The organism is Streptomyces sp. NPDC000134 (assembly GCF_042899225.1).
Classification (GTDB): Bacteria; Actinomycetota; Actinomycetes; order Streptomycetales; family Streptomycetaceae; genus Streptomyces.
Genome location: NZ_JBIAZN010000013.1, coordinates 120,389 through 144,517, shown reverse-complemented (window position 1 = coordinate 144,517; position 24,129 = coordinate 120,389). Strand labels below are relative to the sequence as shown.

Sequence of the window (24,129 nt, the reverse complement as noted above, 5' to 3'; positions counted from 1 at the left end):
CCAACCCGCGGTCGCCGCCTCGCCGGGACCGCCCGACCCCGCGCCGTCGCCCGTCCCCCCACCGGCGCTGCGACGATGGACTCCCAGACCTCACCGAACCCCGCGGCCTCGCCGTCCCCCGAGCCCTCGCACACCTTCCAGGTCGACCTGCGCGGCCTGGTCGACCTGCTCTCCCATCACCTCTACTCCAGTCCCCGGGTCTATCTGCGCGAGCTGCTGCAGAACGCCGTGGACGCGATCACCGCCCGCCGGGCGGCGGACCCCGGCGCCCCGGCCCGGGTGGCGCTGTACGCCGACGGCGGCGAACTGCGGGTCGAGGACAGCGGCGTCGGCCTCACCGAGGCGGACGTGCACGACCTGCTGGCGACCATCGGCCGCAGCTCCAAGCGCGCCGAGGGGCTCCAGGAGGCCCGCTCGGACTTCCTCGGGCAGTTCGGCATCGGCCTGCTGGCCTGTTTCGTGGTCGCCGAGCAGATCCGGGTGGTCAGCCGCAGCGCCCGTACGCCCGGCGCGCCGCCCGTGGAGTGGACGGCCCGGGACGACGGGTCGTACACCGTGCGGACCCTGCCGGACGCGGCGCGGCCCGAGCCGGGCACCACCGTCCACCTCCGGGCGCGGGCCGGGGCGGCCGAGTGGGTCGAGGCCGGGCGGGTGCGGCTGCTGGCGCGGGAGTTCGGCTCGCTGCTGCCCTACGACGTCCGGGTGGGCGACGAGCCGGTCACCGAGCTGCCGGCGCCCTGGGACCGCCCGTACCCCTCCCCCGCGACCCGGCGGGCGGCGCTCGCCCGGCACTGCCACGAGCTGTTCGGCTTCACCCCGCTGGACTCCATCGACCTGGACGTGCCGCTCGCCGGGGTGCGGGGCGTGGCGTACGTCCTGCCGTCGGCGGTCAGTCCGGCCCAGCGGGCCGGTCACCGGGTGCACCTGAAGGGCATGCTGCTCACCGAGCGGGCCGAACAGGTGCTGCCCGAGTGGGCGTTCTTCGTGCGCTGCGTCCTGGACACCGACAGCCTGCGGCCCACGGCCTCGCGCGAGTCGCTGTACGAGGACGAGACCCTGGCGGCCGTCCGGGACGCGCTCGGGGAGCGGGTCCGGGCCTGGCTGACCGGTCTCGCGGCGAACGACCCCGAGCGGCTGGCCGCGTTCCTGGCCGTGCACCACCTGGGCGTGAAGTCGCTCGCGCGGCACGACACCGAGATGCTGCGGACCATGCTGCCCTGGCTGCCGTTCGAGACCACCGACGGGCGGCTGTCCCTGGAGGAGTTCGCGCAGCGGCACCCGGTGGTGCACTTCACCCGGACCGTGGAGGAGTACCGGCAGGTCGCCCCGATCGCCTCCGCCCAGGGCATCGGCGTGGTCAACGGCGGCTACACCTACGACACCGAGCTGGTCGAGGCGCTGCCGTCGGCGCGGCCGGGTACGGCGGTCGCGGAGCTGGACGCCGACACGGTCACCGCCCACCTGGACGCCGTCGACCCGGCGGAGGAGCTGGCCCTGGCGGGGTTCCTGGCCGCCGCGCGGGCGAAGCTGGACCCGCTGGGGTGCGACGTGGTGCTGCGCGCCTTCCATCCGCTGACGGTGCCCGCGCTGCACCTGGACGACCGCGCGGCCCGGCACGAACAGGCTCGTGCGGAGGCCGAGGAGCGGGCCGACGACCTGTGGGCGGGCATCCTCGGCTCGCTGCGCGGCAGCGCCCCGCGAGCGCGGCTGGTGCTCAACCACCTCAGCCCGCTGGTCCGGCGGATCGCCGCACTGGGCGACCGCGAGCTGATCGGCACCGCCACCGAGTCCCTGTACGGGCAGGCCCTGCTGATGGCGCAGCGCCCGCTGCGGCCGGCCGACTCGGCGCTGCTGAACCGGGCGTTCATCGGCCTCCTGGAGTGGGCCACGCACACCGAGGAGGGCCACTGATGGAGCCGATCACCGATCTCGACGGCCTGCGCCGCGCGATGGCGGAGAACTCCGCCGAGCCGGAGGGACCGGGCCGCAACGCCCGCGCGGAGCGCCTGCTCGCCGAGGCGGAGCGGCTGGACGTCCCCCTGGCGGTGATCGAGGCGCTCGGGCACCAGCTCAAGGTCTACAACTACAGCTCCGAGAAGGCGAAGATGTTCGTCCCCTTCGCGCGGCTGCTGCGCATGTGGGACGAGCACCCCGAGGACTTCGACGAGTACGAGGCGCACTCGCTGCACTGGGTCTTCAAGTGGGTGTCGGCCGGGATGCTCGACCAGCCGCACGTCCCGCTGGCCGCCGTCGAGAAGTGGCTCGGCGAGATGGAGCACCGCTACCGGGTCGCCGGGTACTCCGAGCGGGCGGTGCGCGCGGCGGAGTTCGGCGTCGCCTCGCACGTCGGGGACGTCACGCGGGCCGAGCGGGCGTACACGGCGTGGCTGGCCGCCGACCGGGACGCGATGGCCGACTGCCACGCGTGCGAACTGCACGCCCAGGGGTGCTGGCAGGCGGAGCGCGGCCGGGACGAGGAGGCGCTCGGCCTGTGGCGGCCGGTGCTGGACGGCGAGTTCACCTGCGCCCACCAGCCGCACGCGGCCCTGGCGTCGTCCCTGGCGCCGCTGCTGCGCCTGGGCCGAGCCGACGAGGCCCGCGCGCACCATCTGCGGGGCATCAGGCTGGTGCGGCCCATGGAGAGCATGCGGAGCGCGTACGCCGACCACGTGGAGTTCTGCGCGCTGTCCGGCAACGAAGCGCGCGGCCTGGAGCTGCTGGCCGAGCGCCCGGCGTACTTCACGGACGACGGGCATCCGCGCAGCGGAATGGACTTCCTGTGCGCGGTCGCCCTGCTCATGGACCGGCTGACCGCGCTGGGCCTGGGCGACCGGCCGGTACCGGGCCCGCCCGGCCGGAGCTGGACCGCCGGGGAACTCGGCCCGCACGCACGCGTGGAGGCCCTCGCGCTGGCCGCCCGCTTCGACGAGCGCAACGGGACGGCGTACGTCGGTGACCGGGCCCGCGCGCAGATGGCGCAGCGGCCCCTGATGGACCGGCTGCCCCTCGGCATCCGCACGGCCCGCCCGGCCCGCCCGGCCGCCACGCCGGGCGCGGGGACCGCCGCGCCGGGGCCGGGGGCCTCCCCGTCGGGGTCGGGGACCACCCCGTCCGGTCCGGGGGCCGTAACGCCGGACCCCGGGGCCACCCCGCCGGGGCCGGGGACCGCCGCACCGGGCGCGGGGACCGCCGCACCGGGCGCGGGGACCACCCCGCCGGGCTCGGGGGTCACCACGCCCGCCCCGGCGGCGGGGGCCGACCCGGCGGTCCCGGGGACCGACCCGGCCGCCCCGGGGACCCCGGCGTCCGAGTCCGCTCCCGCCGCCCCGGGCCTGTCCGCGCTGATCGCCGAGGCCCGGCGCGCGTCGGACACCCTCCAGCCGCACGCCGGTGAGGCGTGGGCCGCGGTCGACCGGGCCGCCGGGGACGCCGGTCTGGACCCTCGCGACCGCGCGGAGATCGCCGAGCACCGGGCGATGGAGCTGGGCCCCGACGGCGTCGGGCTGTTCGCGCGGGCCGCGGAGCTGTACGCCGAGGCGGGCGATCCGGGCGAGTCCCTGGCGGCACACGCGCGTGCCGCCTACGTCCGCGCCCTCGCCGGTGACCTGGAGGGGGCGCTCGCCGCGGTCGCCGCGCCCTGCGAGGCGGTCCGCGCGCTGTACGCCGAGGGCGGCACGGGCGCCCGGCAGACGGCGGCCGTCCTGATGAGCCGGGCCCGCGTCCTGATGCGCCGCGTCCACGAGACCGAGGCGGCGGACGCCGAGGCCGCCGAGGCCGCCGCACGCGAGGTGCTCGCGCTCGTCGCCGGCCGTACCGGCGAGGACGTACGGCTCGCCGCGCGGCAGGCCGAGGCGGAGGGCATGCTCGCGGAGCTGGCCGGCCGCGCGGGCGACCTCACCGGCGCCGTCGAGCTGTTCGGGCGGGCGGCGCGGGGGTTCACCGGGGCCGGGCTGCCGTGGTTCGCGGTGGAGTACGAGGCCCGGCTCGCCCAGTTGGCCCACCACCTCGGCGACGTCGAGGAGACCGAGCGGGCGCTGCGCGCGGCCCTGGAGCACGGCGGGCCGTACCTGGAGCCGACCGGACGGGCCCGGCTGTGCCTGCAGCTCGCCGAGGTCACCGGCGGCCGGGGAGCCGTCGAGGAGGCCGCCGGGCACGCCCTGGAGGCCGCGCACTGGGCCGACGAGGCCGGTGAGGGGCCGACGGTGGGCGCCTGGGCCCGGCAGCAGCTCGGCGGGTTCCTGCTGGCCCAGGGGCGGTGGGCGGAGGCCGCGGAGGTGCTGGAGTCGGCGCTGCCCGACATGACGGCCGAGACGCACGGCGACGGGGCGGTCGTCCAGACGCTGTGGTGGCTCGGGGACTGCCTCACCGAGCTGGGCGAGCACCGCGCGGCGGCCGAGCGGCGACTGGCGGCGGCCGACCTCGCCCGGCACTGGCCCGAGCAGCACGACCACGCCACGCTCGCCCACCTCGCCGCGACCAGCCTCGACCAGGCGGGCCTGGCCCAGGAGGCGGAACGGGCCTTCGTACGCGCGGGCGACCTGTGGCGCTCCCTCGGCGACGTCCACGGCCTGGTGCGGGCGGTGCGCTCCCGCGCGTGGCTGGCGCTGCGCTCGGGGGCGGGACCGGAGCGGGCGCGGGAGCTGATGGCGGCGGCGGTCGAGGAGTGCGAGGCCGCGCTGGGCACGGCCTCCGATCCCGCCTCCCGGGCCCGGATCAGCGCCGAACTGGGGCATTCGCACCAGCAGTTCGCCGAGCTGCTGGCCGGTTCTCCCGAGGGGGACGCTTCGGCCGAGGAGGCGCTGTCCCGGGCCGAGCGGGCGAGCGCCGCCTTCGCCGCCGCCGGGCCGGACGCCGTGCCCTTCCGGGCCGGTGCCGAACTCCTCGCGGGCCGCCTCGCCGCCGCGCTGGGCCGGCCCGACCGGGCGGCGGCACACGCGCGTGCCGTACTCGCCCTCCACGCGGACACGGACGCCGAGGACCACGCGGACGGGACGGCGGCCCGCCACCGGGAGGAGGCCGCGCACCTGCTGCGGTCCGCCGAGGAGGGCACCCCGGAACCGTCGGAGACCTAGGGGCCTGAGTCTCACTCCACGCCGATGAGCAGCGGCGAGCCCTGCCGGCCGCCCCGGTAGACCACGGTGTCGACGGCGAGGTACGCCTCCCGTACCCGGGTCTCCAGGCGGTCGGCGACGTCCTCGGGGGCGTCGTCGCCGAGGACCAGGGTGACCAGCTCGCCGCCGGCCGCGAGCATCCGGTCGAGGACGGTCTCGGCGGTGGCGGTGACGTCGGAGCCGATCACCGCCACGTCGCCGTCGACCAGGCCGAGGACGTCACCGGCCTGGCAGACGCCCGCCGACGTCCACGCCTCCCGTTCGGCGACCGCGACCTCGGCGTACCGGGTGGCGCCGGCCGCCGAGGTCATCGCCACGACGTCCTCGTCGAAGCGCCGGCCGGGTTCGTGGACGGCGAGCGCCGCGATGCCCTGGACCGCGGAGCGGGTGGGGATGAGGGCGACCCGGACGCCGGACGCGCGGGCCTGTTCGGCGGCCGCGGCGGCGGTGTGGCGCAGCTCGGCGTCGTTGGGCAGCAGCACCACCTCGCGGGCGTGCGCGCGGCGCACCGCCTCGGCCAGCTCACCGCTGGCGGGCGGCTCCCCGGGGCGCGCGAGCACGGCGGTCGCGCCGGCCTCGGCGTAGAGCCCGGCCAGGCCCTCGCCGGGCACGACGGCCACGACCGCCCGCTCGGCCCGCTCCGGGGGCGGGTGGTCGCCGCCGCCGGTGTGCACGTCACCGAGGCCGAAGTGGGTGATCCGGATGCGGTACGGCCGGCCGGCCTCGACGCCCGCCTCCACGGCGGCGCCGGCGTCGTCGACGTGCACATGGACGTTCCACAGCCCGTCGCCGCCGACCACGACCAGGGAGTCCCCGAGGGCGTCCAGCCGCTCCCTCAGTCGCGCCACGGCGGCGTCCTCGGCCTCCAGCAGGTAGATCACCTCGAACGCGGGCCCGCCGTCACCGGGCGGGCAGTCCCCGGGCACCGCGGGCTCCACGCGGGCGTGCGGCACGCGTCCGGCGCCCGCCGGGGCCTGGGCGCCGCCGCCGGTGAACGTCTCCACCAGCGCGCCCAGCACCGTCACCAGGCCGTGCCCCCCGGCGTCGACCACCCCGGCGCGGCGCAGGGCCGGAAGCTGTCCGGGCGTCGCGGCCAGGGCCGTGCGGGCGCCCTCGTAGGCGGCCCGCGCCACCGCCGCGCAGTCGCCCCCGGCGGCCTCGGCGGCGTCGGCGGCGGCCGAGGCGACGGACAGGACGGTCCCCTCGACCGGGTGGGCCACGGCCTGCCGGGCGGAGTCGGCCGCCCGGCGCAGGGCCAGCCCGAGCAGCGGCCCCCCGGCGTCCGCCCGCCCGCCCTCGGCGGTGAGGACCTGGGCCATGCCGCGCAGCAGTTGCGCCAGGATCGTCCCGGAGTTGCCGCGGGCCCCGATCAGCGCGCCGTGCGCCAGCGCCCGCGCGGCCTCGGCGAGCGACGGCCCCCCGGCGGCCCCGGCGGCCCCGGCGGCCCCCACCTCGTGCGCCGAGAACACCGCCTCCACCGCGGCGGCGGCGGACTCGACGGTCAGGTAGAGGTTGGTCCCGGTGTCCCCGTCGGGGACCGGATACACGTTGATCGCGTCGATCTCCTCGCGGGCGCGGCCCAGCGCCCGCAGGGCCAGACCGCACCAGGTGCGCACCGCCGACGCGTCGACACACCTCTGCGGCACCTGCGCCACCTGCGCCTCCTTGAGCTGTGGAACGTGGCAGGCAGCGTAGACCCCGCCGGCGAAGGTCCGCCGGGAGAGGGCCGGGGCGAGCCCCGGAGCCGCCATGGTAGTTTCGTTGTACGGGAGCAGCCGTTGTATGCTGCTCCGGTTGCCCGATCCGATCGGGCCAATTCCCCTGGCACCGCCACTCAGATCGCGGTCGCTCCGCAAGAGCGTCGAGATCTCGACCCCGGCATGCCGGGGTCCACCGTAAGTGCATCTGAAGTCTTTGGAGTGACCCGTGGCTGCCAACTGCGACGTCTGCGGCAAGGGGCCGGGCTTCGGCAACAACATCTCGCACTCGCACCGCCGTACGTCCCGCCGCTGGAACCCGAACATCCAGCGTGTGCGTACCGTGGTCGGCGGGACGCCGAAGCGCGTGAACGCTTGCACCTCGTGCATCAAGGCCGGCAAGGTCTCGCGCTGACGCTCAGCAACAGCGCGCGGCCACTGCTGGTTCGCTGCATCGAGCCGGTCCACCTCGGGGTGGACCGGCTTTTTGCCGTGCCCCGGGGTCAGCGGCCCAGCGCCCAGGCGTGATCCACCGGGCCGATGCCGCCGCCCAGCGGGAAACCCGCGGCGATCGCCCCGGTGACGTACTCCTTGGCCGCCGTCACCGCCTCCACCACCGGCCGGCCGAGCGCCAGGTACGAGGCGATCGCGGAGGCCAGGGTGCAGCCGGTGCCGTGGGTGTGCCGGTTGTCGTGGCGGGGGGCCCGCAGCCAGTGCTCCTCGGAGCCGTCCGTGAGCAGGTCGACGGGCTCCCCGGGCAGATGACCGCCCTTGATCAGCGCCCAGCGCGGCCCGTACTCCAGCAGGGCCGCGGCGGCTCGGCGCATTCCGTCCTCGGACCCGACCCGGAGACCGGTGAGCTGCGTCACCTCGTCCAGGTTCGGCGTGGCGACCGTCGCGACCGGCAGCAGCTTGGTGCGTACGGAGTCCAGGGCGGAGGCGGCGAGCAGCGCGTCCCCGTGCTTGGAGACGCCCACCGGGTCGACCACCGCGGGCGCGTCGGTCTCCGCGAGCAGCCCGGCGACCTCTTCGACCAGTTCCGCCGAGGCCAGCATCCCGGTCTTGACCGCCTGGACGCCGATGTCGTCGACGACGCTGCGGTACTGCGCCCGGACCGCCGCCACCGGCAGTTCCCAGGCGCCCTGCACGCCCAGTGAGTTCTGCGCGGTCACCGCGGTGATCACGCTCATGCCGTGCGTGCCGAGCGCGAGCATCGTCTTCAGGTCGGCCTGGACGCCCGCGCCGCCGCCGGAGTCGGACCCGGCGACCGTCAGGACCCTGGGTGGCGTGCTCATGATTCGATCTCTCCTCCGAAGTGGTCCCAGCCGCCCTTGCTGGTCCAGGGCGCCCCGTCGACGGTGACCTGGGGCAGCGCCGAGGGGTGCAGGACCTCGCCGATCACCTTCCAGCGGGCGGGCAGCTTCACGTCCGCCGGGAAGGTCGCCACGATCGCGTGGTCCTCGCCGCCGGTCAGCACCCACTGCATCGGGTCGACGCCGACGGCCTGGCCGATGTCGTTCATCTGGGACGGGATGTCGATCAGACCCGAGCGGATGTCGATGCGGACCTTGCTGGCCTCGGCGATGTGCCCGAGGTCGGCGATCAGCCCGTCGCTGACGTCGCACATCGCGGTCGCCCCGAGCCCGGCCGCGGCCGGCCCCGCGTGGTACGGCGGCTCCGGGCGCCGGTGGGCCTCCACGAAGGCGCGCGGCGAGCGGAACCCCCGGGACAGCACGGCGAACCCGGCGGCGGACCAGCCGAGCCAGCCGGTCACCGCGACCAGGTCGCCGGGCTGGGCGCCGCCCCGGGTCACCGGCTCCTGGTTGCGCAGATCGCCGAGCGCGGTGATCGACACGGTGATGGTGTCCCCGCGTACCACGTCGCCGCCGACCACGGCGGCGCCCGCGACCTGGCACTCGTCGCGCAGTCCGTCCATCAGCTCGGTCGCCCAGGTCACCGGCAGTTCGGCGGGCACCACCAGGCCGAGCAGCAGCGCGGTCGGCACCGCGCCCATGGCGGCGATGTCGGCGAGGTTCTGGGCGGCGGCCTTGCGGCCGACGTCGTAGGCGGTGGACCAGTCGCGGCGGAAGTGCCGGCCCTCGACCAGGATGTCGGTGCTGGCGACGACCCGGCGGTCGGGCGCGGCGACCACCGCGGCGTCGTCGCCGGGGCCGACCCGGACCGCGGGGGTCACGGTGAGACGGGAGGTGAGCTCCCTGATGAGCCCGAACTCCCCCAGCTCACCGACAGTGCCCTTCATGGCCCTACTCCCCTTCCGTCCCGGCCGGGACCCGGTCGCGCGTCGTCGCTGTCCTCGCCGCGGCCGACGTGACCGTCGACCCGTGCGGCTCGCGTACCCCGGCACGCGAGCCCCGGCCGCCGCGGGTCTCCCCGCGGCGAGCGGCGACGCGATACCGTGGCGTTCCTTTTCCCCACATGATCCTCGTGGCCGCCCTGGAGGTTCCGTGGTACAGGCGTACATCCTGATCCAGACGGAGGTCGGCAAGGCGTCGACCGTCGCCGAGACGATCAGCAAGCTCCCTGGGGTGATCCAGGCCGAGGACGTGACAGGACCCTATGACGTGATTGTGCGGGCGCAGGCCGAGACCGTCGACGGCCTCGGCCGCATGGTGGTCGCCAGGGTCCAGCAGGTGGACGGCATCACCCGCACCCTGACCTGCCCGGTCGTCCATCTGTAGCCCCCGTCTACCCTGTGCCGGTGAACTCCTTCCGTCACCGGCTCCTCGGCCTGCCCGTGCTCGTCCTGCTGATCGCGGCCGCGGGCTGCTCATCGAGCGACGACAGCCCGTCGGCGGCGGTTCCCAGCCCGGACGCGAAGGCCGCCGAACTGTGCCGGAACCTGGACAAGGTACTGCCGGCGACGGTGGACGGCCTCGGCCGGGAGGACCCCGAGCCCGGCTCCGCGCTGACGGCGGGCTGGGGAAACCCGCTGATCATACTGCGCTGCGGGGTCGCCCGGCCGCCGAAGATGATCGACCCGAAGGTCGCCGAGGGCGGTGACAAGGACGCGGTGGCCGGCGGGGTGAACGGCGTGGACTGGCTGATGGAGAAGCGGGACGACGGGTCGTACCGGTTCACCTGCGCCAACCGGCAGGCGTACGTCGAGGTCACCGTGCCGGAGGGGCGGGACAGCTCCAGCGTGCTGATCGACCTCGCCCCGGCCGTGAAGAGGGCGGTCCCCGAAGGAACCGCCCTCTGAGCCCGCCCCGGGCACCGTCCGTCAGCGCAGTCCGGTCGGCCTGCGCAGCGCCGCCTGCACCAGGCGGTCCACCAGTTCGGGGTAGCTCACCCCGGACGCCTGCCACATCTGCGGGTACATCGAGATGGGCGTGAAGCCGGGCATCGTGTTGATCTCGTTGATGACGAACTCGCCGTGCTCGGTGAGGAAGAAGTCCGCGCGGACCAGTCCCTCGCAGGAGGCCGCGTCGAACGCCTCGACCGCGAGCCGCCGCACCTCGGCGGTCTCCTCCTCGGTCAGCGGCGCGGGCACCAGACCGGGCGTGGAGTCGATGTACTTGGCCTCGAAGTCGTAGTACGCGTGCTCGCTGGGCGGCGGGATCTCGGCGGGTACGGAGGCCCGCGGGCCGTCCTCGAACTCCAGCACCCCGCACTCGATCTCGCGGCCGGTGAGCGCCGCCTCGACGAGGATCTTCGGGTCGTGCCGCCGCGCCTCGGCGATCGCCTCGTCGAGCCCGGCGAGGCCGTCCACCTTGGTGATGCCGATCGAGGAACCCGCCCGCGCGGGCTTCACGAACAGCGGCCAGCCGTGCTCGCCGGCGAAGTCGACGATCTTCTTGCGGGCGGCCGGGGCGTCCCGCTCCCACTCGCGCGGCCGGATCACCACGTACGGGCCCACCTTGAGCCCGAAGGAGGTGAACACCCGCTTCATGTACTCCTTGTCCTGGCCGACCGCCGAGGCCAGCACGCCCGAGCCGACGTACGGCACCCCGGACAGTTCGAGCAGTCCCTGGAGCGTGCCGTCCTCGCCGTACGGGCCGTGCAGCACCGGGAAGACGACGTCGACCTCGCCGAGCGCCTTGGGCACCGAACCCGGTTCGCTGTAGACGACTTCGCGGTCGGCGGGGTCGACCGGGAGCACCACGCCGCCCTCGGTGGACTCGGCGAGCTGCTCCACGCTGGGCGTGCGCCGGTCGGTGATCGCCATCCGGGCGGGCTCGTCGGCGGTCAGGAACCACCGGCCTTCCGTCGAGATGCCGATCGGCAGGACGTCGTACTTGGTCCGGTCGATGGCGGCGAGGACGGCGCCGGCGGTGACCACGGAGATCCCGTGTTCGGAGCTGCGCCCGCCGAACACGACGGCCACGCGCGGTTTGCGTGGCGGCTGCTCGGGGCTCTGGGGGAGGTTCTCGGTGCTCATATCGCGTTGAGAGTACCCGGTGGTAGGACGCGGAGTAAGCGCCGTCGGCCCCGCGTGGCTCAGCGTCGCTCGGGCTTCGCGCTGCGCGACATCAGCTCCTCGACGGCCACCACCGGGGGCTTGCCCTCGTGCACGATCGCCACCACCGTCTCGGTGATCGGCATGTCGACACCGTACCGGCGGGCCAGATCCAGCACCGACTCGCAGGACTTGACGCCCTCGGCGGTCTGCTTGGTGACCGCGATGGTCTCCTGGAGGGTCATGCCCTTGCCGAGGTTGGTGCCGAAGGTGTGGTTGCGGGAGAGCGGCGAGGAGCAGGTGGCCACCAGGTCGCCCAGGCCCGCGAGTCCGGAGAAGGTCAGCGGGTCGGCGCCGAGCGCCACCCCGAGGCGGGTGGTCTCGGCCAGGCCCCGGGTGATGAGCGAGCCCTTGGCGTTGTCGCCCAGGCCCATGCCGTCCGCGATGCCGACGGCCAGCCCGATGACGTTCTTCACGGCGCCGCCCAGCTCGCAGCCGATGACGTCGGTGTTGGTGTACGGGCGGAAGTAGGGGGTGTGGCAGGCGGTCTGCAGACGCCGGGCGACGGCCTCGTCGGTGCAGGCCACGACGGCGGCGGCCGGCATCCGGGCGGCGATCTCGCGGGCCAGGTTGGGGCCGGTGACCACGGCGATGCGGTCGGCGCCGACCTTGGCGACGTCCTCGACGACCTCGCTCATCCGCATCGCGGAGCCGAGTTCGACGCCCTTCATCAGGGAGACCAGGACGGTGTCCGGCGCGAGCAGCGCCCGCCAGTCGGCGAGGTTGGCGCGCAGGGTCTGCGAGGGGATCGCGAGGACGGTGAAGTCGGCGTCCCGGGCGGCCTCGGCGGCGTCGGAGGTGGCCCGGAGGTTCTCCGGGAGGTCGACGCCCGGCAGATAGTCCGGGTTGGTGCGGGTGGAGTTGACGGCGTCGGCGAGTGCGGGGCGCCGGGCCCACAGGGTGACCTCGCAGCCCGCGTCGGCGAGGATCATGCCGAAGGCGGTGCCCCACGATCCGGTGCCGAAGACGGCCGCCTTGACCGGCTTGCTCACGTGCCCTGCCCTTCTGCCTGTTTCCGCTGTGCCCGGGTGCGCCGCCGCTGCTCGCGGCGTTCGCGGCGCGGGTCGTAGGGCGTCGCGGGCGCCTTCTCGCCGCGGATCTCCTCCAACTGGCGGGTGATGGCGGCCATGATGACCTCGGTGGCCTCCCGCAGCACGTCCGCGGTCATCTCCTTGCCGTAGAACCGGGAGAGGTCGACCGGCGGGCCCGCGATCACCCGGTGGGTCTTGCGGGGAAAGAGGTGCGGCTTCTTGGCGTACGGCGGCAGCACCTCGTTGCAGCCCCACTGGGCGACCGGGACGACCGGGCACCGGGTCTGCAGGGCGACCCGGGCCGCGCCGGTCTTGCCGGTCATGGGCCAGCCGTCGGGGTCGCGGGTGAGGGTGCCCTCGGGGTAGAAGGCGACGCACTCGCCGCGCTGCACGGCGTCGATCGCGGCCCGGAAGGCGCTGAGCGCGTCGGTGCTCTCGCGGTAGACGGGAATCTGCCCGGTGCCGCGCATCGCGGCACCGACGAAGCCCTTCTTGAAAAGCCCGCTCTTGGCGAGGAATCGCGGCACTCGTCCGGTGTTGTACTGGTAATGCGCGTAGCCGAGAGGGTCGATGTACGAATTGTGATTCACGACGGTGATGAATCCGCCGTCGGCCGGAATGTTCTCCATTCCCCGCCAGTCCCGCTTGAGGAGTAGCACCAGCGGTGGTTTGCAGATCACCGCGGCCAAGCGGTACCAGAAGCCGATTCTGCGGCGGGGCACGCGGACACCTTCCTCTAGGTCCTGGACGCGGCCAGGGGGGCCGCACAAGTGTCGCCCCAGGCCGCCGGTCTGTCGAGGACACCGTACGCCCCGCCACCGGCGGCTCCGGCGGCGCCGGGTGACAATGAGCGCGACAAGAGAGGGACGGATCGCCTGTGCAGTGGAGCTTGGTCGTGCCCGTGAAGTCCTTGGCCCGTGCCAAGAGCAGGCTGGCGGACACCGCGGACGACGCGGTGCGGCCGGACCTCGCGCTGGCCTTCGCGCTGGACACCGTCGCCGCCGCGCTGGCCTGCCCCGCGGTGGCCGATGTGGCAGTCGTCACGGACGATGTCCGGGCGGGTCGGGAGCTGGCGGCGCTCGGCGCGGCCGTCGTGCCCGAGGAGCCGGGCGGCGGGCTGAACGCGGCCCTGGCGCACGCGGCGGCGGCCGTGCGCGCACCGCGTCCCGAAAGCGCGGTGGCCGCTTTGAACGCCGATCTCCCGGCACTGCGCCCCGCGGAATTGGCGCGGGTACTGGAGGTGGCGGCGCAATTCCCGCGCGCTTTCCTCCCGGATGCCGCCGAAATCGGTACGACATTGCTGACCGCGGCGCCGGGCCGGGAACTGCGTCCCGCATTCGGCCCGGATTCCCGGAATCGGCACCGCGCGTCCGGCGCGGTGGAACTCGGGCCGGCCGCGGTGGATTCCGTACGGCAGGACGTCGACACCGGGGACGATCTGCGGGCGGCGCTGGCGCTGGGGGTCGGTCCCCGTACGGCCGCGGCCGCCGCGAAGCTGCTCATCGCCGGACAGTAGGCTGCCGCCATGCAGGCGACCGCGTACACGTACGACCCCGACAGCCGCAGCGGGCAGGTGCTGCTGGACGACGGGACTCCGGTGCCCTTCGACGCGGCGGCGTTCGACGCGGGGGGCCTGAGGCTGCTGCGGCCCGGACAGCGGGTGCGGATCGAGACCGAGGGCACGGGCGAGGGCCGGCGGATCACGCTGGTGACGCTGCAGACGATGTGAGGCCCGGGGCCCGGCGACGGGCCCGGACAGGCCGCGGGCCGGACTCCGAGAGGGAGTCCGGCCCGGCGCGTGAGTGCCCTGGTGCCCTGCCGCCGCTTACTTCTTGCGGGCGGTGGTCTTCTTGGCGGTGGTCTTGCGCGCGGTCGACTTCTTGGCGGGCGCCGTGGTGGCCGTGGCCTTCTTCGCCGGGGCCTTCTTCGCGGTGGTCTTCTTCGCCGCGGCGGTGCCCGTCGACTTCTTCGCCGGGGCCTTCTTGGCGGTGGTCGTCTTGGCCGCCCCGGTGGTCTTCTTGGCCGCCCCGGTGCTCTTCTTCGCGGCGCCGGTGGTCTTCTTCGCCGCGCTCGTCGTCTTCTTGGCCGCGCCGGTGGTCTTCTTCGCCGCTCCCGCGGTCTTCTTGGCGGCGGCCTTCTTGCCCGCGGACTTGGCGATGGTGGGCGGCGGGCCGGACAGGCTGCCCTTGGGCGCCTTCTTCACCGCGATGTCGTTCTTCGGGAGCTTCTTCGAGCCGCTGACCAGGTCCTTGAAGCCCTGGCCCGCGCGGAAACGGGGCACGGACGTCTTCTTGACCCGAACCCGCTCGCCCGTCTGGGGGTTGCGGGCGTAGCGGGCCGGGCGGTCGACCTTCTCGAAGGAACCGAAGCCGGTGACCGAGACCCGGTCACCCGCGACCACCGCGCGGACGATGGCGTCCAGGACCGCGTCGACGGCGTCGGCGGCCTGCTGCCGTCCGCCCATCTTGTCGGCAATCGCTTCTACGAGCTGCGCCTTGTTCACGTCTTCCCCTTCGGAGACATTGCCAGAACGAGAATGTTCAAGCTTTTTCGCACGTTAGGCAGATATATACCGCAAATCAAACACGAAACGGGCTAATCACCCTTGTGCCGCAACGGACTCGGCGGTCGCGGCCTGTTCAGCCTTCCTCGTCGGGGATTCGCCCCTCGTCGAGGTCCGCGGTGAACCGCTCCAGACGCCTTGCCGCACCGGCGAGATCGTGCTTGGCCGCGGCCGTAATGACCAGCAGCTTCCGGGTCAGCGCCATCCGTACGCCCTCCGGGACTTGCAGTGCGCGCACCCTTGCGTGCGCTTCCTTGAGCCGGATCGCGACCGCCGTATAGAGCTGGAGTTGGCCGTCGTGTTCCATGCACAGATTGTGCCATCTGGGGCGAGTTGTCGCCTGCGCAGGGGGCAACTGCGGTGCCCAGCGGCCTCTCGGGCCCCTTCCGAAGCCCCGGCCACAGGACCCGGGTACCCGGCCAACCACCGCTCTAACGTGGGACGTTGTGCTCCCGCCGGACCCGTTCGGGGCCCGGACACAGCCGTACCCCCGATCGGCGCGATCGGGGGTACGGCGGGGGTGTTGGGTGGCCGAAACTCGACCGTGGTCCGGCGCTGGGGTCAGACCGGGAGGGTGCGCGGCTTGTACGACGGCCGCTTCGCCTCGTACGCCGAGACGTCCTGCTCGTTCTGGAGCGTGATGGAGATGTCGTCCAGGCCGTTCAGCAGCCGCCAGCGGGAGTTCTCGTCCAGCTCGAAGGAGGCGGTGATGCCCTCGGCGCGCACCTCGCGGGCTTCGAGGTCGACGGTCACCTCGGCCGTCGGGTCCTGCTCCGTCAGCTCCCACAGGGCGTCCACGACCGTCTGGTCGAGGACCACGGTGAGCAGGCCGTTCTTCAGTGAGTTGCCGCGGAAGATGTCGGCGAAGCGGGAGGAGACGACGGCCTTGAAACCGTAGTTCTGCAGCGCCCAGACGGCGTGCTCGCGGGAGGAGCCGGTGCCGAAGTCGGGACCGGCGACCAGGACGGTGGCGCCCGCGCGCTCGGGCCGGTTGAGGATGAAGTCCCCGTCCTTGCGCCAGGCCTCGAACAGCCCGTCCTCGAAACCGTCCCGCGTCACCTTCTTGAGCCAGTGGGCGGGGATGATCTGGTCGGTGTCGACGTTGCTGCGGCGCAGCGGGACGGCCCGGCCGGTGTGGGTGGTGAATGCTTCCATGACTGATCAGACTCCAGCGGGCGTGGGGACGTCGGCGGACAGGTCGGCCGGGGAGGCCAGGTGCCCCGTGACGGCCGTCGCGGCGGCGACCTGCGGCGACACCAGGTGGGTGCGTCCGCCCTTGCCCTGCCGGCCCTCGAAGTTGCGGTTGGAGGTGGAGGCGGAGCGCTCACCGGGGGCGAGCTGGTCGGGGTTCATGCCCAGGCACATCGAGCAGCCCGCGTGCCGCCACTCGGCCCCGGCCTCCTTGAAGACCACGTCCAGGCCCTCGGAGACGGCCTGCAGGCCCACCCGCGCGGAGCCGGGGACCACCAGCATCCGTACGCCGTCGGCGACTTTGCGGCCCTTGAGGATGCCCGCGGCGGCGCGCAGGTCCTCGATGCGGCCGTTGGTGCACGAACCTACGAAGACGGTGTCCACCTCGATGGAGCGCAGCGGCTGGCCGGCCTCCAACCCCATGTACTCCAGGGCCTTTTCGGCGGCGAAGCGCTCCGAGGCGTCCTCGTACGAGGCCGGGTCGGGGACGGCCGCCGAAAGCGGCGCGCCCTGGCCCGGGTTGGTGCCCCAGGTGACGAACGGGGACAGCTCGGCGGCCTCGATGACCACCTCGGCGTCGAACTCGGCGTCGTCGTCGGTGCGCAGCGTCTTCCAGTACTCCACCGCCGCGTCCCAGTCCGCGCCCTCGGGGGCGTGCGGGCGGCCCTTGAGGTAGGCGAAGGTGGTCTCGTCGGGGGCGATCATGCCCGCGCGGGCGCCGGCCTCGATCGACATGTTGCAGATGGTCATCCGGGCCTCCATCGAGAGCTTCTCGATGGCCTCGCCGCGGTACTCCAGGATGTAGCCCTGGCCGCCGCCGGTGCCGATCCTGGCGATGATCGCCAGGATCAGGTCCTTGGCGGTGACGCCGTCGGGCAGCTCGCCCCGCACCGTGATCGCCATGGTCCTGGGGCGGGCCATCGGCAGCGTCTGGGTGGCCAGCACGTGCTCGACCTGCGAGGTGCCGATGCCGAAGGCCAGCGCGCCGAAGGCGCCGTGCGTGGAGGTGTGCGAGTCGCCGCAGACCACGGTGGTGCCGGGCTGGGTCAGTCCGAGCTGGGGGCCGACGACGTGCACGACGCCCTGCTCGACGTCGCCCAGCGGGTGCAGCCGGACGCCGAACTCGGCGCAGTTCTTGCGCAGCGTCTCGAGCTGGGCCCGGGAGACCGGGTCGGCGATGGGCTTGTCGATGTCCAGGGTCGGGGTGTTGTGGTCCTCGGTGGCGATGGTCAGGTCGAGCCGCCGCACCCGCCGGCCGCTCTTGCGCAGGCCGTCGAAGGCCTGGGGGCTGGTCACCTCGTGCAGCAGGTGCAGATCGATGTAGAGGAGGTCGGGCTCGCCCTCGGCGCGCCGGACGACGTGGTCGTCCCAGACCTTCTCCGCGAGTGTCCTACCCATCGCTTTCCCTCCGGCCGGCGCCGGGCGCCGACCCAACTAGAGATCTTGATCAGGCGTGCCCGCACCCCTGTTTCCGGGCATCCGCCGCCAGGCCCTTACGTCACGGGCCGCTGTGACTTCGTGCCATCCAGAGTGGCGTGTTCCACGGAAAATTGAACTTGCGTTTCACAGAGTGAGACGCAAGTATCGTTTCATGGACAACAGTAGCGGCGTCGGCGTTCTGGACAAGGCGGCACTCGTGCTGAGCGCCCTGGAGTCCGGTCCGGCCACCCTCGCGGGTCTGGTCGGCGCGACCGGACTGGCACGACCCACGGCCCACCGCCTGGCAGTGGCCCTGGAACACCACCGCATGGTGGCACGCGACATGCAGGGCCGTTTCATTCTCGGCCCGCGCCTGGCCGAGCTGGCCGCGGCGGCCGGCGAGGACCGGCTGCTCGCCACCGCGGGCCCGGTGCTCACGCATCTGCGGGACGTCACGGGCGAGAGCGCGCAGCTCTACCGCCGCCAGGGCGACATGCGCATCTGCGTCGCCGCGGCGGAACGCCTGTCCGGCCTTCGGGACACGGTCCCGGTCGGCTCGACGCTCACGATGAAGGCCGGTTCCTCGGCGCAGATCCTGATGGCCTGGGAGGAGCCCGAGCGCCTCCACCGGGGTCTGCAGGGCGCCCGGTTCACGGCCACCGCCCTGTCCGGCGTACGGCGCCGGGGCTGGGCCCAGTCCATCGGCGAGCGGGAGCCCGGGGTGGCGTCGGTCTCCGCGCCGGTGCGCGGCCCGTCCAACCGCGTGGTGGCCGCCGTCTCGGTCTCCGGCCCCATCGAGCGGCTGACCCGGCACCCGGGGCGGATGCACGCCCAGGCGGTCATCGACGCCGCCGCCCGCCTCTCCGAGGCCCTGCGCCGCACCGGCTGAGATCCGTTCCGTACGGGGGCGGGCCGGCCCCGGCGCCGCGGCCGGCCCGCCCCCGGTCTCACCGGCGCGCCGCTCAGGACGTCCGCAGGCGGTCGGCCATCCGCTCGCCCCGCCGGCCGACCGGCACGACTCCGGTGGCCCGCCCCAGGCCGAACTCGGGCATGTTCACGTAGACCGTCTCGTAGGAGCCCGCGGGCACCACGTAGGTCTCGTGCCAGAAGCCGACCTTCCCCTTGCCCTCGCGCAGTCGCCGGTTGAAGGCGGTCCAGGCCGGCCGGTGCCGCTTGTCCGGCGCCGACGCGTAGGCGCGCAGCTTCTCCGCCGAGTCCCAGTACTGCACCAGGTAGGCCACCCGCGGGAAGCCCAGCAGGAACCGGTGGCCGAGCAGCCCGCTGTCCTCGTCGCGGGACAGCTCCGCCAGCATCGGGCCCATGGCCCTGGCCACCGGCAGCCAACTGCGCACCGCGGTCACCTTGTTGATCCGCATCCCGATCAGGAAGACGACCACCTCGCCCTCGCGTGCCGCCGTCGTCCGGCCCTCGATCGGCTCCTCACCCATCGCTCTCCCCCACTTCCTCGTGACCGTTATTGGATAGCTCCACTATCCATGTTTGGATAGTGGCACTCCCCAACGGGAGGCGCAAGAGGGAAGAAGGTGCGGACCGGATGCGACTGGCGGAGCTGAGCGCGCGCAGCGGTGTCTCCACGGCGACGATCAAGTACTACCTGCGCGAGGGGCTGCTGCATCCCGGCCGCCGCGTCACGGCCACGCAGTCCGAGTACGACGAGGACCATCTGCGGCGCCTGCGCCTGGTGCGCGCGCTGATCCAGGTGGGGGGCGTCCCGGTGGCCTCGGCCCGGGAGGTGCTCGCCGCCCTGGAGAACGAGGACCTGGACCGCAACGAGCGGCTGGGCAGGGCGGTGTGGTCCCTGCCGCACGGGCCGGCCCCGGACGAGGGCGACCCGGCGACCGAGGTGGGCCGGCGCACCGCCGACGCCCTGCTGCGGCGGCTCGGCTGGGACCACGGTCCGGCGTCCGGGGCGCCGGTCTCACCGGCGTACGGAATGCTGGTGACGGCGATCGCCACGCTCGCCCGGCTCGGATATCCCTGCTCGGTGGAGGACCTGGAGCCGTACGGGCAGGCGGTGGAGGGGATGGCGCGGACCGATCTCGACCTGGTGGAGCGGTACGGCACACCGGAGGAGCAGGTGGAGGCGGCGGTGGCGCTGACCGTGCTGTACGAGCCGGTGCTGCTGAGCCTGCGGCGGCTGGCCGAGGCGGAGGAGTCCGGCCGGCGGTTCGGCGGCAGGTGACCCGCGGGAAAAGCGGAAGGACCCTCCCGAGGGAGGGTCCTTCTCTTCTGTACCCCCGACCGGATTCGAACCGGCGCTACCGCCTTGAGAGGGCGGCGTGCTAGGCCGCTACACAACGGGGGCGTGGACCCTGCGAGCGTTCGATACTGCATCGCCGCAGGTCCGAGCTGGTCTACCTGGACTCGAACCAAGACTAACTGAACCAGAATCAGTCGTGCTGCCAATTACACCATAGACCAATGTGGTTTAGACCAGTCAGTACCCCCGACCGGATTCGAACCGGCGCTACCGCCTTGAGAGGGCGGCGTGCTAGGCCGCTACACAACGGGGGCCCTAGCGAGATCTCTCCGTGAAGCGATCTCCGTACCCCCGACCGGATTCGAACCGGCGCTACTGCCTTGAGAGGGCAGCGTGCTAGGCCGCTACACAACGGGGGCTTTGCAGATGGTGAGCTCGATCAGAACATCTGCGAGCTGGCCTACCTGGACTCGAACCAAGACTAACTGAACCAGAATCAGTCGTGCTGCCAATTACACCATAGGCCACTGGAACGCAAGCCCCATGCCGGGGATCTTGTTCTCATTTCGCACTGTCGGTTCGCGGCCCTTTCGGCCCGCTCCCCGGCGGCGCAGAAAGAACATTACCCGAAGGTGGACGGGGCTCCAAAACGGGTATCGGAGCCGAGCAGCGCGGGCAGTTCGGCCAGGGACGCGATACGGCGCGGGCCGGCGGGCGGGTCGACCGTCGCGTAGACGCCGCCGCGGTCGATCCACACCGACAGCAGCCCGGCCTCGGCGGCGCCGCGCCCGTCGATCTCCGGGTGGTCGCCGACGTACGCCACCTCGTGCGGGGCGAGGGAGAGCGCCTCGCAGGCGGCCAGGAAGGCGCCGGGGTCGGGCTTGGAGACGCCCAGCTCGGCGGCGCACAGGATGGCCTCGAAGCGGTCGTGGACGCCGAGGACGCGGAGCTTGCGGTCCTGGACGGTGAGGCTGGAGTTGGAGAGCACGGCGTGCCGGTGGCTGGCGGCGAGGGCGTCGAGGACGGGCAGGACGTCCGGGAAGAGGGACCAGGCGGCCTCGTAGTGGGCGAGGTAGCGCGTGAACCAGTCGTCGGCCTCGCCGTCGGTGAGGCCGGGGCGGTCCAGGAAGAGGCGGATGCGGTCGCGGCGCTGTGTGACGAAGTCGACCTCGCCGGCCGCGAACCGGGCCCACTGCAGGTCGGTCACCTCGCGCCAGCGCCGCAGCGCCTCCTGGGCGGGGCCGAGGGCGGTCAGCAGGCCCTCGGCGGCCAGGTGGGCGCGCATGCCCTCGCGGTCCGCGGTCGTGTAGTCGAAGAGGGTGTCGTCCACGTCCCAGACCACGGCGCGAATGCTCATGATCCGACGGTAACTCCCCGGCGCGGGATGTGTCCGGGGGAACGGCGAAGGGGCGGCACCCCGACTTCCGGGTCGCCGCCCCGCACGTCACGCGCGTGTGCCCTACGCCGCCAGCCTCGCCAGCGCCGCGTCGATCCGGGCGAGGGCCTTCTCCTTGCCGAGGATCTCCAGGGACTCGAAGAGGGGCAGGCCGACCGTGCGGCCGGTGACGGCGACGCGGACGGGGGCCTGGGCCTTGCCGAGCTTGAGGCCGTGCGCCTCGCCGGCGGCCAGGACGGCCTCCTTCAGGGCCTCCGGGGAGGTCCAGTCGGCGGCCTCCAGCTTCTCCCGGGCGGTGCGCAGCAGGGCGTCGGAGCCCTCCTTCATCGCCTTGGTCCAGGACGCCTCGTCGAAGACCGGCTCCGGCAGGAACAGGAAGTCCACGTTGTCGGTGATCTCGGAGAGCACCTTCAGGCGGGTCTGGGCGTGCGGGGCGACCGCCTGCCACTTGGCCTCGTCGAAGTCCTCCGGCGCCCAGGGCGCGACGGGGGCCGTCAGCCAGGGGCGGCAGCGCTCGGCGAAGTCCTTCACGTCCAGCATCCGGATGTGGTCGCCGTTGATCGCCTCGCACTTCTTGAGGTCGAAGCGGGCGGGGTTGGGGTTGACGTCCTCGACGTCGAAGGCGGCGACCATCTCCTCGACGGTGAAGATGTCCTGGTCGGCGGAGAGCGACCAGCCGAGCAGGGAGAGGTAGTTGAGCAGGCCCTCGGGGAGGAAGCCGCGCTCCCGGTAGAGGTTGAGGCTCGACTGGGGGTCGCGCTTGGAGAGCTTCTTGTTGCCCTCGCCCATCACGTACGGCAGGTGGCCGAAGGCGGGGATCTCCTTGGCGACGCCCAGCTCGATCAGCGCCTTGTAGAGGGCGATCTGGCGGGGGGTGGAGGAGAGCAGGTCCTCGCCGCGCAGGACGTGGGTGATCTCCATCAGGGCGTCGTCGACCGGGTTGACCAGTGTGTAGAGCGGGGCGCCGTTGGCGCGGACGATGCCGTAGTCCGGGACGTTCTCCGGGGTGAAGGTCAGCTCGCCGCGGACCAGGTCGGTGAAGGTGATCGCCTCGTCGGGCATCCGGAAGCGGACGATGGGCGTGCGGCCCTGCGCCTTGAACTCCTCGACCCGCGCCTCGGACAGGTCGCGGCAGTGGCCGTCGTACCCGGAGGGGCGGCCGGCGGCGCGGGCGGCCTCGCGGCGGCTGTCCAGCTCCTCCTGGGAGCAGTAGCAGTGGTAGGCGTGGCCGGCGTCGAGCAGCCTGGCGGCGACGTCCCGGTAGATGTCCATGCGCTGCGACTGGCGGTACGGGGCGTGCGGGCCGCCCACCTCGGGGCCCTCGTCCCAGTCGAAGCCGAGCCAGCGCATCGACTCCAGGAGCTGGCGGTAGGACTCCTCGGAGTCGCGGGCCGCGTCGGTGTCCTCGATGCGGAATACGAATCGAGCACCGCTGCCCTGGTGGTGGCGCGCGAAGGCCCAGTTGAACAGGGCGGTGCGGACCAGGCCCACGTGGGGGTTACCGGTGGGCGAGGGACAGAAACGGACGCGTACGGGAGACGCTGCGCTAGCCACGCTTGACAACCTTGTTGGTGAGAGTGCCGATGCCTTCGATGGTGACGGCGACCTCGTCGCCGACGTTCAGGGGGCCGACCCCCGCGGGGGTGCCGGTGAGGATCACGTCGCCGGGGAGCAGCGTCATGGCCTCGGAGATGTTGACGATCAGGTCCTCGATGGGGTGGATCATCTCGCTGGTGCGGCCGAGCTGGCGCTGCCGGCCGTTGACGGTGAGCTGGATCGTCAGGTCGCCGGCGGCGGCGAGGCCGATGTCCGTCTCCACCCAGGGGCCGAGCGGGCAGGAGGTGTCGAAGCCCTTGGCGCGGGCCCACTGCTTCTCGCGCTTCTGGACGTCGCGGGCGGTGACGTCGTTGGCGCAGGTGTAGCCGAGGATGACGTCCTTGACGCGCTCGCGCGGGACGTCGCGGCACATCCGGCCGATGACCACGGCCAGCTCGGCCTCGTGGTGCAGGTCCGAGGAGAAGGCCGGGTACTGGATGTCGTCGCCGGGGCCGATGACCGAGGTGGACGGCTTGAAGAAGGCGAACGGGGCGTCGGGCACCTCGTTGCCGAGTTCACGGGCGTGCTCGGCGTAGTTGCGGCCGAAGGCGACGACCTTGTTGGGGAGCACCGGCGGCAGCAGCCGTACCTTGCTCACCGGCACCTTGGTGCCGGAGAGCTCGAAGTCCGCGAACGGGATGCCCTTGATGATGTCCAGGACGAGCTGGTCCGGCTGGTCGCCCTCGACCGCGCCGAAGGCGACGTTCCCGTCGATGGAGAACCTGGCGATGCGCACGGGTTGCTTGGCCCCTTGACTGAAGCGGCGGAATGCTGACGCTCCAGGCTAACGCGGCAGGGGCCGCCCGGCGGATCGGGCGCCGCGGGGGCTCAGTGCTCCGCGGGGGCGGTGGCGGCGGGGATCTCCATGAGGATCGTGCGCCGCGGGTTGGCGGTCTGCGCGGGCAGCTCGACGGGGTGCTCCGGACGCTCCGGCGTCTGCAGCTCGTCGGCGTCCTTCAGGTGCGCCAGCGTCGTGCGCCGCGGGTTGGCGATCTTGTGGAACATCATCGTCGTCTTCACAGTTGTACGAGACCTTGTCGTGTCCGGGCGCCGGGCGGGCCTCAAAGGGCCCCGAGGGGGCGCGGGTTGTCGGATTTGCCTACTCTGTAAAGCATCAGGCTAGACATGCGATTCCCCAGCGGGGACGGCCGGGACGCGTGATCTCGGTGTGAGTTTGCTCACTCGACAAGGGGCAAACCGGTCAATTCCGACCGGCCACGCAGGGCCGTGAAACGGACATTGCCCGCCCGAAGCCATCATTCCGCTCCTGATCATGGCGACTGGGACACCGCCCACCGACCGATGAAACGCGGCCTTACGACCGTTTTGCGGGTGATCACTTTCTACGTCCGGTGACTCGATCCTCACATCCTGTCACGTCCGTCACGGCCTGGCCCACGGCCCTTGTTGGAGATCCTGCACTGTGC

Annotated in this window: 24 protein-coding genes and 5 tRNA genes; 9 read left to right on the top strand and 20 right to left on the bottom strand. The window is 73.1% G+C overall.

The genetic code is table 11. The annotated features are described in order from the left end of the window. Positions 1-75: 75 nt before the first annotated feature. Positions 76-1,911 carry an HSP90 family protein gene (locus tag ACFY32_RS21035; RefSeq protein ID WP_359193560.1) on the top strand — a complete coding sequence of 612 codons (1,836 nt, stop codon included), beginning with the start codon at positions 76-78 and terminating at the stop codon, positions 1,909-1,911. Beyond that, positions 1,911-5,072 carry a tetratricopeptide repeat protein gene (locus tag ACFY32_RS21030; protein WP_390674940.1) on the top strand — a complete coding sequence of 1,054 codons (3,162 nt, stop codon included), beginning with the start codon at positions 1,911-1,913 and terminating at the stop codon, positions 5,070-5,072. Before ACFY32_RS21035 ends, ACFY32_RS21030 begins: the two co-directional genes overlap by 1 nt. Before the next feature lie 11 nt (positions 5,073-5,083). Here the strand turns inward: ACFY32_RS21030 and ACFY32_RS21025 are convergent, their stop codons facing one another. Next, on the bottom strand, positions 5,084-6,766 hold the full coding sequence (locus tag ACFY32_RS21025; protein WP_359193565.1) for a DAK2 domain-containing protein: 1,683 nt from the start codon (positions 6,764-6,766) through the stop codon (positions 5,084-5,086). A gap of 271 nt (positions 6,767-7,037) precedes the next feature. On the opposite strand from ACFY32_RS21025, the gene rpmB reads away from it, so the two are divergent. Further along, a complete protein-coding gene (gene rpmB / locus ACFY32_RS21020; RefSeq protein WP_003993230.1) occupies positions 7,038-7,223 on the top strand; it encodes a 50S ribosomal protein L28 in 186 nt (61 codons plus the stop codon). Positions 7,224-7,311: 88 nt separating this feature from the next. On the opposite strand, the gene thiD is transcribed toward rpmB, so the two are convergent. After that, entirely contained in the window at positions 7,312-8,103 is a 792-nt protein-coding gene (gene thiD / locus ACFY32_RS21015) for a bifunctional hydroxymethylpyrimidine kinase/phosphomethylpyrimidine kinase (RefSeq protein WP_359193567.1), read from the bottom strand. Beyond that, positions 8,100-9,068 carry a thiamine-phosphate kinase gene (locus ACFY32_RS21010; RefSeq protein WP_359193569.1) on the bottom strand — a complete coding sequence of 323 codons (969 nt, stop codon included), beginning with the start codon at positions 9,066-9,068 and terminating at the stop codon, positions 8,100-8,102. Before ACFY32_RS21010 ends, thiD begins: the two co-directional genes overlap by 4 nt. Positions 9,069-9,273: 205 nt before the next feature. Here ACFY32_RS21010 and ACFY32_RS21005 point away from each other — a divergent pair, with 205 nt between their 5' ends. Both ACFY32_RS21005 and ACFY32_RS21000 read left to right on the top strand, forming a co-directional pair. Continuing rightward, entirely contained in the window at positions 9,274-9,507 is a 234-nt protein-coding gene (locus ACFY32_RS21005; protein ID WP_359193572.1) for an Lrp/AsnC ligand binding domain-containing protein, read from the top strand. A gap of 20 nt (positions 9,508-9,527) precedes the next feature. Further along, entirely contained in the window at positions 9,528-10,028 is a 501-nt protein-coding gene (locus ACFY32_RS21000; protein ID WP_359193575.1) for a DUF3515 domain-containing protein, read from the top strand. A gap of 21 nt (positions 10,029-10,049) precedes the next feature. Here the strand turns inward: ACFY32_RS21000 and ACFY32_RS20995 are convergent, their stop codons facing one another. The 3 genes from ACFY32_RS20995 to ACFY32_RS20985 are packed head-to-tail and all read right to left on the bottom strand — an operon-like array spanning position 10,050 to position 13,038. Next, positions 10,050-11,207, bottom strand: a complete 1,158-nt coding sequence (locus tag ACFY32_RS20995; protein ID WP_359193577.1) for a D-alanine--D-alanine ligase family protein — start codon at positions 11,205-11,207, stop codon at positions 10,050-10,052. Between the two features lie 59 nt (positions 11,208-11,266). Further along, entirely contained in the window at positions 11,267-12,277 is a 1,011-nt protein-coding gene (locus tag ACFY32_RS20990; protein ID WP_359193580.1) for an NAD(P)H-dependent glycerol-3-phosphate dehydrogenase, read from the bottom strand. After that, positions 12,274-13,038: a lysophospholipid acyltransferase family protein gene (locus ACFY32_RS20985; RefSeq protein WP_359193583.1), complete on the bottom strand. Its 765-nt coding sequence runs from the start codon at positions 13,036-13,038 to the stop codon at positions 12,274-12,276. The genes ACFY32_RS20990 and ACFY32_RS20985 overlap by 4 nt, the downstream gene beginning before the upstream one ends. A gap of 155 nt (positions 13,039-13,193) precedes the next feature. Here ACFY32_RS20985 and cofC point away from each other — a divergent pair, with 155 nt between their 5' ends. Next, positions 13,194-13,832, top strand: coding sequence for a 2-phospho-L-lactate guanylyltransferase (cofC, locus tag ACFY32_RS20980; protein WP_359193585.1), 639 nt, complete (start codon positions 13,194-13,196; stop codon positions 13,830-13,832). Positions 13,833-13,841: 9 nt separating this feature from the next. Next, a complete protein-coding gene (locus tag ACFY32_RS20975) occupies positions 13,842-14,045 on the top strand; it encodes a hypothetical protein (RefSeq protein ID WP_359193588.1) in 204 nt (67 codons plus the stop codon). A gap of 96 nt (positions 14,046-14,141) precedes the next feature. On the opposite strand, the gene ACFY32_RS20970 is transcribed toward ACFY32_RS20975, so the two are convergent. The 4 genes from ACFY32_RS20970 to leuC all read right to left on the bottom strand — a co-directional run bounded on the left by ACFY32_RS20970 (position 14,142) and on the right by leuC (position 17,468). Next, positions 14,142-14,819 carry an HU family DNA-binding protein gene (locus tag ACFY32_RS20970; protein ID WP_390674939.1) on the bottom strand — a complete coding sequence of 226 codons (678 nt, stop codon included), beginning with the start codon at positions 14,817-14,819 and terminating at the stop codon, positions 14,142-14,144. 136 nt (positions 14,820-14,955) lie between these two features. Beyond that, positions 14,956-15,186 carry a hypothetical protein gene (locus tag ACFY32_RS20965; protein WP_359193593.1) on the bottom strand — a complete coding sequence of 77 codons (231 nt, stop codon included), beginning with the start codon at positions 15,184-15,186 and terminating at the stop codon, positions 14,956-14,958. Between the two features lie 254 nt (positions 15,187-15,440). After that, a complete protein-coding gene (gene leuD, locus ACFY32_RS20960) occupies positions 15,441-16,034 on the bottom strand; it encodes a 3-isopropylmalate dehydratase small subunit (protein WP_359193596.1) in 594 nt (197 codons plus the stop codon). Positions 16,035-16,040: 6 nt separating this feature from the next. After that, positions 16,041-17,468, bottom strand: coding sequence for a 3-isopropylmalate dehydratase large subunit (gene leuC, locus ACFY32_RS20955; protein ID WP_359193598.1), 1,428 nt, complete (start codon positions 17,466-17,468; stop codon positions 16,041-16,043). Positions 17,469-17,661: 193 nt separating this feature from the next. Between leuC and ndgR the strand changes: the two genes are divergently transcribed. Then, positions 17,662-18,378: an IclR family transcriptional regulator NdgR gene (gene ndgR, locus ACFY32_RS20950; protein ID WP_030577649.1), complete on the top strand. Its 717-nt coding sequence runs from the start codon at positions 17,662-17,664 to the stop codon at positions 18,376-18,378. Between the two features lie 73 nt (positions 18,379-18,451). Here ndgR and ACFY32_RS20945 read toward each other — a convergent pair whose 3' ends face one another. Further along, a complete protein-coding gene (locus tag ACFY32_RS20945; RefSeq protein WP_359193601.1) occupies positions 18,452-18,937 on the bottom strand; it encodes a DUF4188 domain-containing protein in 486 nt (161 codons plus the stop codon). A gap of 107 nt (positions 18,938-19,044) precedes the next feature. Here ACFY32_RS20945 and ACFY32_RS20940 point away from each other — a divergent pair, with 107 nt between their 5' ends. After that, positions 19,045-19,692, top strand: coding sequence for a MerR family transcriptional regulator (locus ACFY32_RS20940; protein ID WP_359193604.1), 648 nt, complete (start codon positions 19,045-19,047; stop codon positions 19,690-19,692). Positions 19,693-19,742: 50 nt separating this feature from the next. Here the strand turns inward: ACFY32_RS20940 and ACFY32_RS20935 are convergent. The 9 genes from ACFY32_RS20935 to ACFY32_RS20895 all read right to left on the bottom strand — a co-directional run bounded on the left by ACFY32_RS20935 (position 19,743) and on the right by ACFY32_RS20895 (position 23,722). After that, positions 19,743-19,815 (bottom strand) — tRNA-Glu (locus tag ACFY32_RS20935). Positions 19,816-19,859: 44 nt separating this feature from the next. Further along, positions 19,860-19,931, bottom strand: a tRNA-Gln gene (locus ACFY32_RS20930). Between the two features lie 20 nt (positions 19,932-19,951). Beyond that, positions 19,952-20,024 (bottom strand) — tRNA-Glu (locus ACFY32_RS20925). A 32-nt stretch (positions 20,025-20,056) separates the two neighbouring features. Beyond that, positions 20,057-20,129: transfer RNA gene (locus ACFY32_RS20920), tRNA-Glu, on the bottom strand. Positions 20,130-20,165: 36 nt separating this feature from the next. Then, positions 20,166-20,237, bottom strand: a tRNA-Gln gene (locus ACFY32_RS20915). Positions 20,238-20,332: 95 nt separating this feature from the next. Then, complete coding sequence (locus ACFY32_RS20910) at positions 20,333-21,067, bottom strand: HAD family hydrolase (RefSeq protein WP_359193606.1); 735 nt, start codon at positions 21,065-21,067, stop codon at positions 20,333-20,335. A gap of 102 nt (positions 21,068-21,169) precedes the next feature. After that, a complete protein-coding gene (gltX, locus tag ACFY32_RS20905) occupies positions 21,170-22,660 on the bottom strand; it encodes a glutamate--tRNA ligase (protein ID WP_390674938.1) in 1,491 nt (496 codons plus the stop codon). After that, a complete protein-coding gene (locus ACFY32_RS20900) occupies positions 22,653-23,438 on the bottom strand; it encodes a fumarylacetoacetate hydrolase family protein (RefSeq protein ID WP_359193613.1) in 786 nt (261 codons plus the stop codon). Before ACFY32_RS20900 ends, gltX begins: the two co-directional genes overlap by 8 nt. Positions 23,439-23,530: 92 nt before the next feature. Then, on the bottom strand, positions 23,531-23,722 hold the full coding sequence (locus ACFY32_RS20895) for a hypothetical protein (RefSeq protein WP_359193616.1): 192 nt from the start codon (positions 23,720-23,722) through the stop codon (positions 23,531-23,533). Positions 23,723-24,129: the final 407 nt, after the last annotated feature.

Coding starts and splice junctions, on each gene's coding strand:
- leuC (WP_359193598.1), bottom strand. CDS start 17,468: ATGGGTAGGACACTCGCGGAGAAGGTCTGGGACGACCACGTCGTCCGG.
- ACFY32_RS20965 (WP_359193593.1), bottom strand. CDS start 15,186: ATGGAACACGACGGCCAACTCCAGCTCTATACGGCGGTCGCGATCCGG.
- ACFY32_RS20945 (WP_359193601.1), bottom strand. CDS start 18,937: ATGGGTGAGGAGCCGATCGAGGGCCGGACGACGGCGGCACGCGAGGGC.
- ACFY32_RS20940 (WP_359193604.1), top strand. CDS start 19,045: ATGCGACTGGCGGAGCTGAGCGCGCGCAGCGGTGTCTCCACGGCGACG.
- thiD (WP_359193567.1), bottom strand. CDS start 8,103: ATGAGCACGCCACCCAGGGTCCTGACGGTCGCCGGGTCCGACTCCGGC.
- ACFY32_RS21030 (WP_390674940.1), top strand. CDS start 1,911: ATGGAGCCGATCACCGATCTCGACGGCCTGCGCCGCGCGATGGCGGAG.
- ACFY32_RS20975 (WP_359193588.1), top strand. CDS start 13,842: ATGCAGGCGACCGCGTACACGTACGACCCCGACAGCCGCAGCGGGCAG.
- ACFY32_RS20910 (WP_359193606.1), bottom strand. CDS start 21,067: ATGAGCATTCGCGCCGTGGTCTGGGACGTGGACGACACCCTCTTCGAC.
- ACFY32_RS21035 (WP_359193560.1), top strand. CDS start 76: ATGGACTCCCAGACCTCACCGAACCCCGCGGCCTCGCCGTCCCCCGAG.
- ACFY32_RS21010 (WP_359193569.1), bottom strand. CDS start 9,068: ATGAAGGGCACTGTCGGTGAGCTGGGGGAGTTCGGGCTCATCAGGGAG.
- ACFY32_RS20995 (WP_359193577.1), bottom strand. CDS start 11,207: ATGAGCACCGAGAACCTCCCCCAGAGCCCCGAGCAGCCGCCACGCAAA.
- ndgR (WP_030577649.1), top strand. CDS start 17,662: ATGGACAACAGTAGCGGCGTCGGCGTTCTGGACAAGGCGGCACTCGTG.
- leuD (WP_359193596.1), bottom strand. CDS start 16,034: ATGGAAGCATTCACCACCCACACCGGCCGGGCCGTCCCGCTGCGCCGC.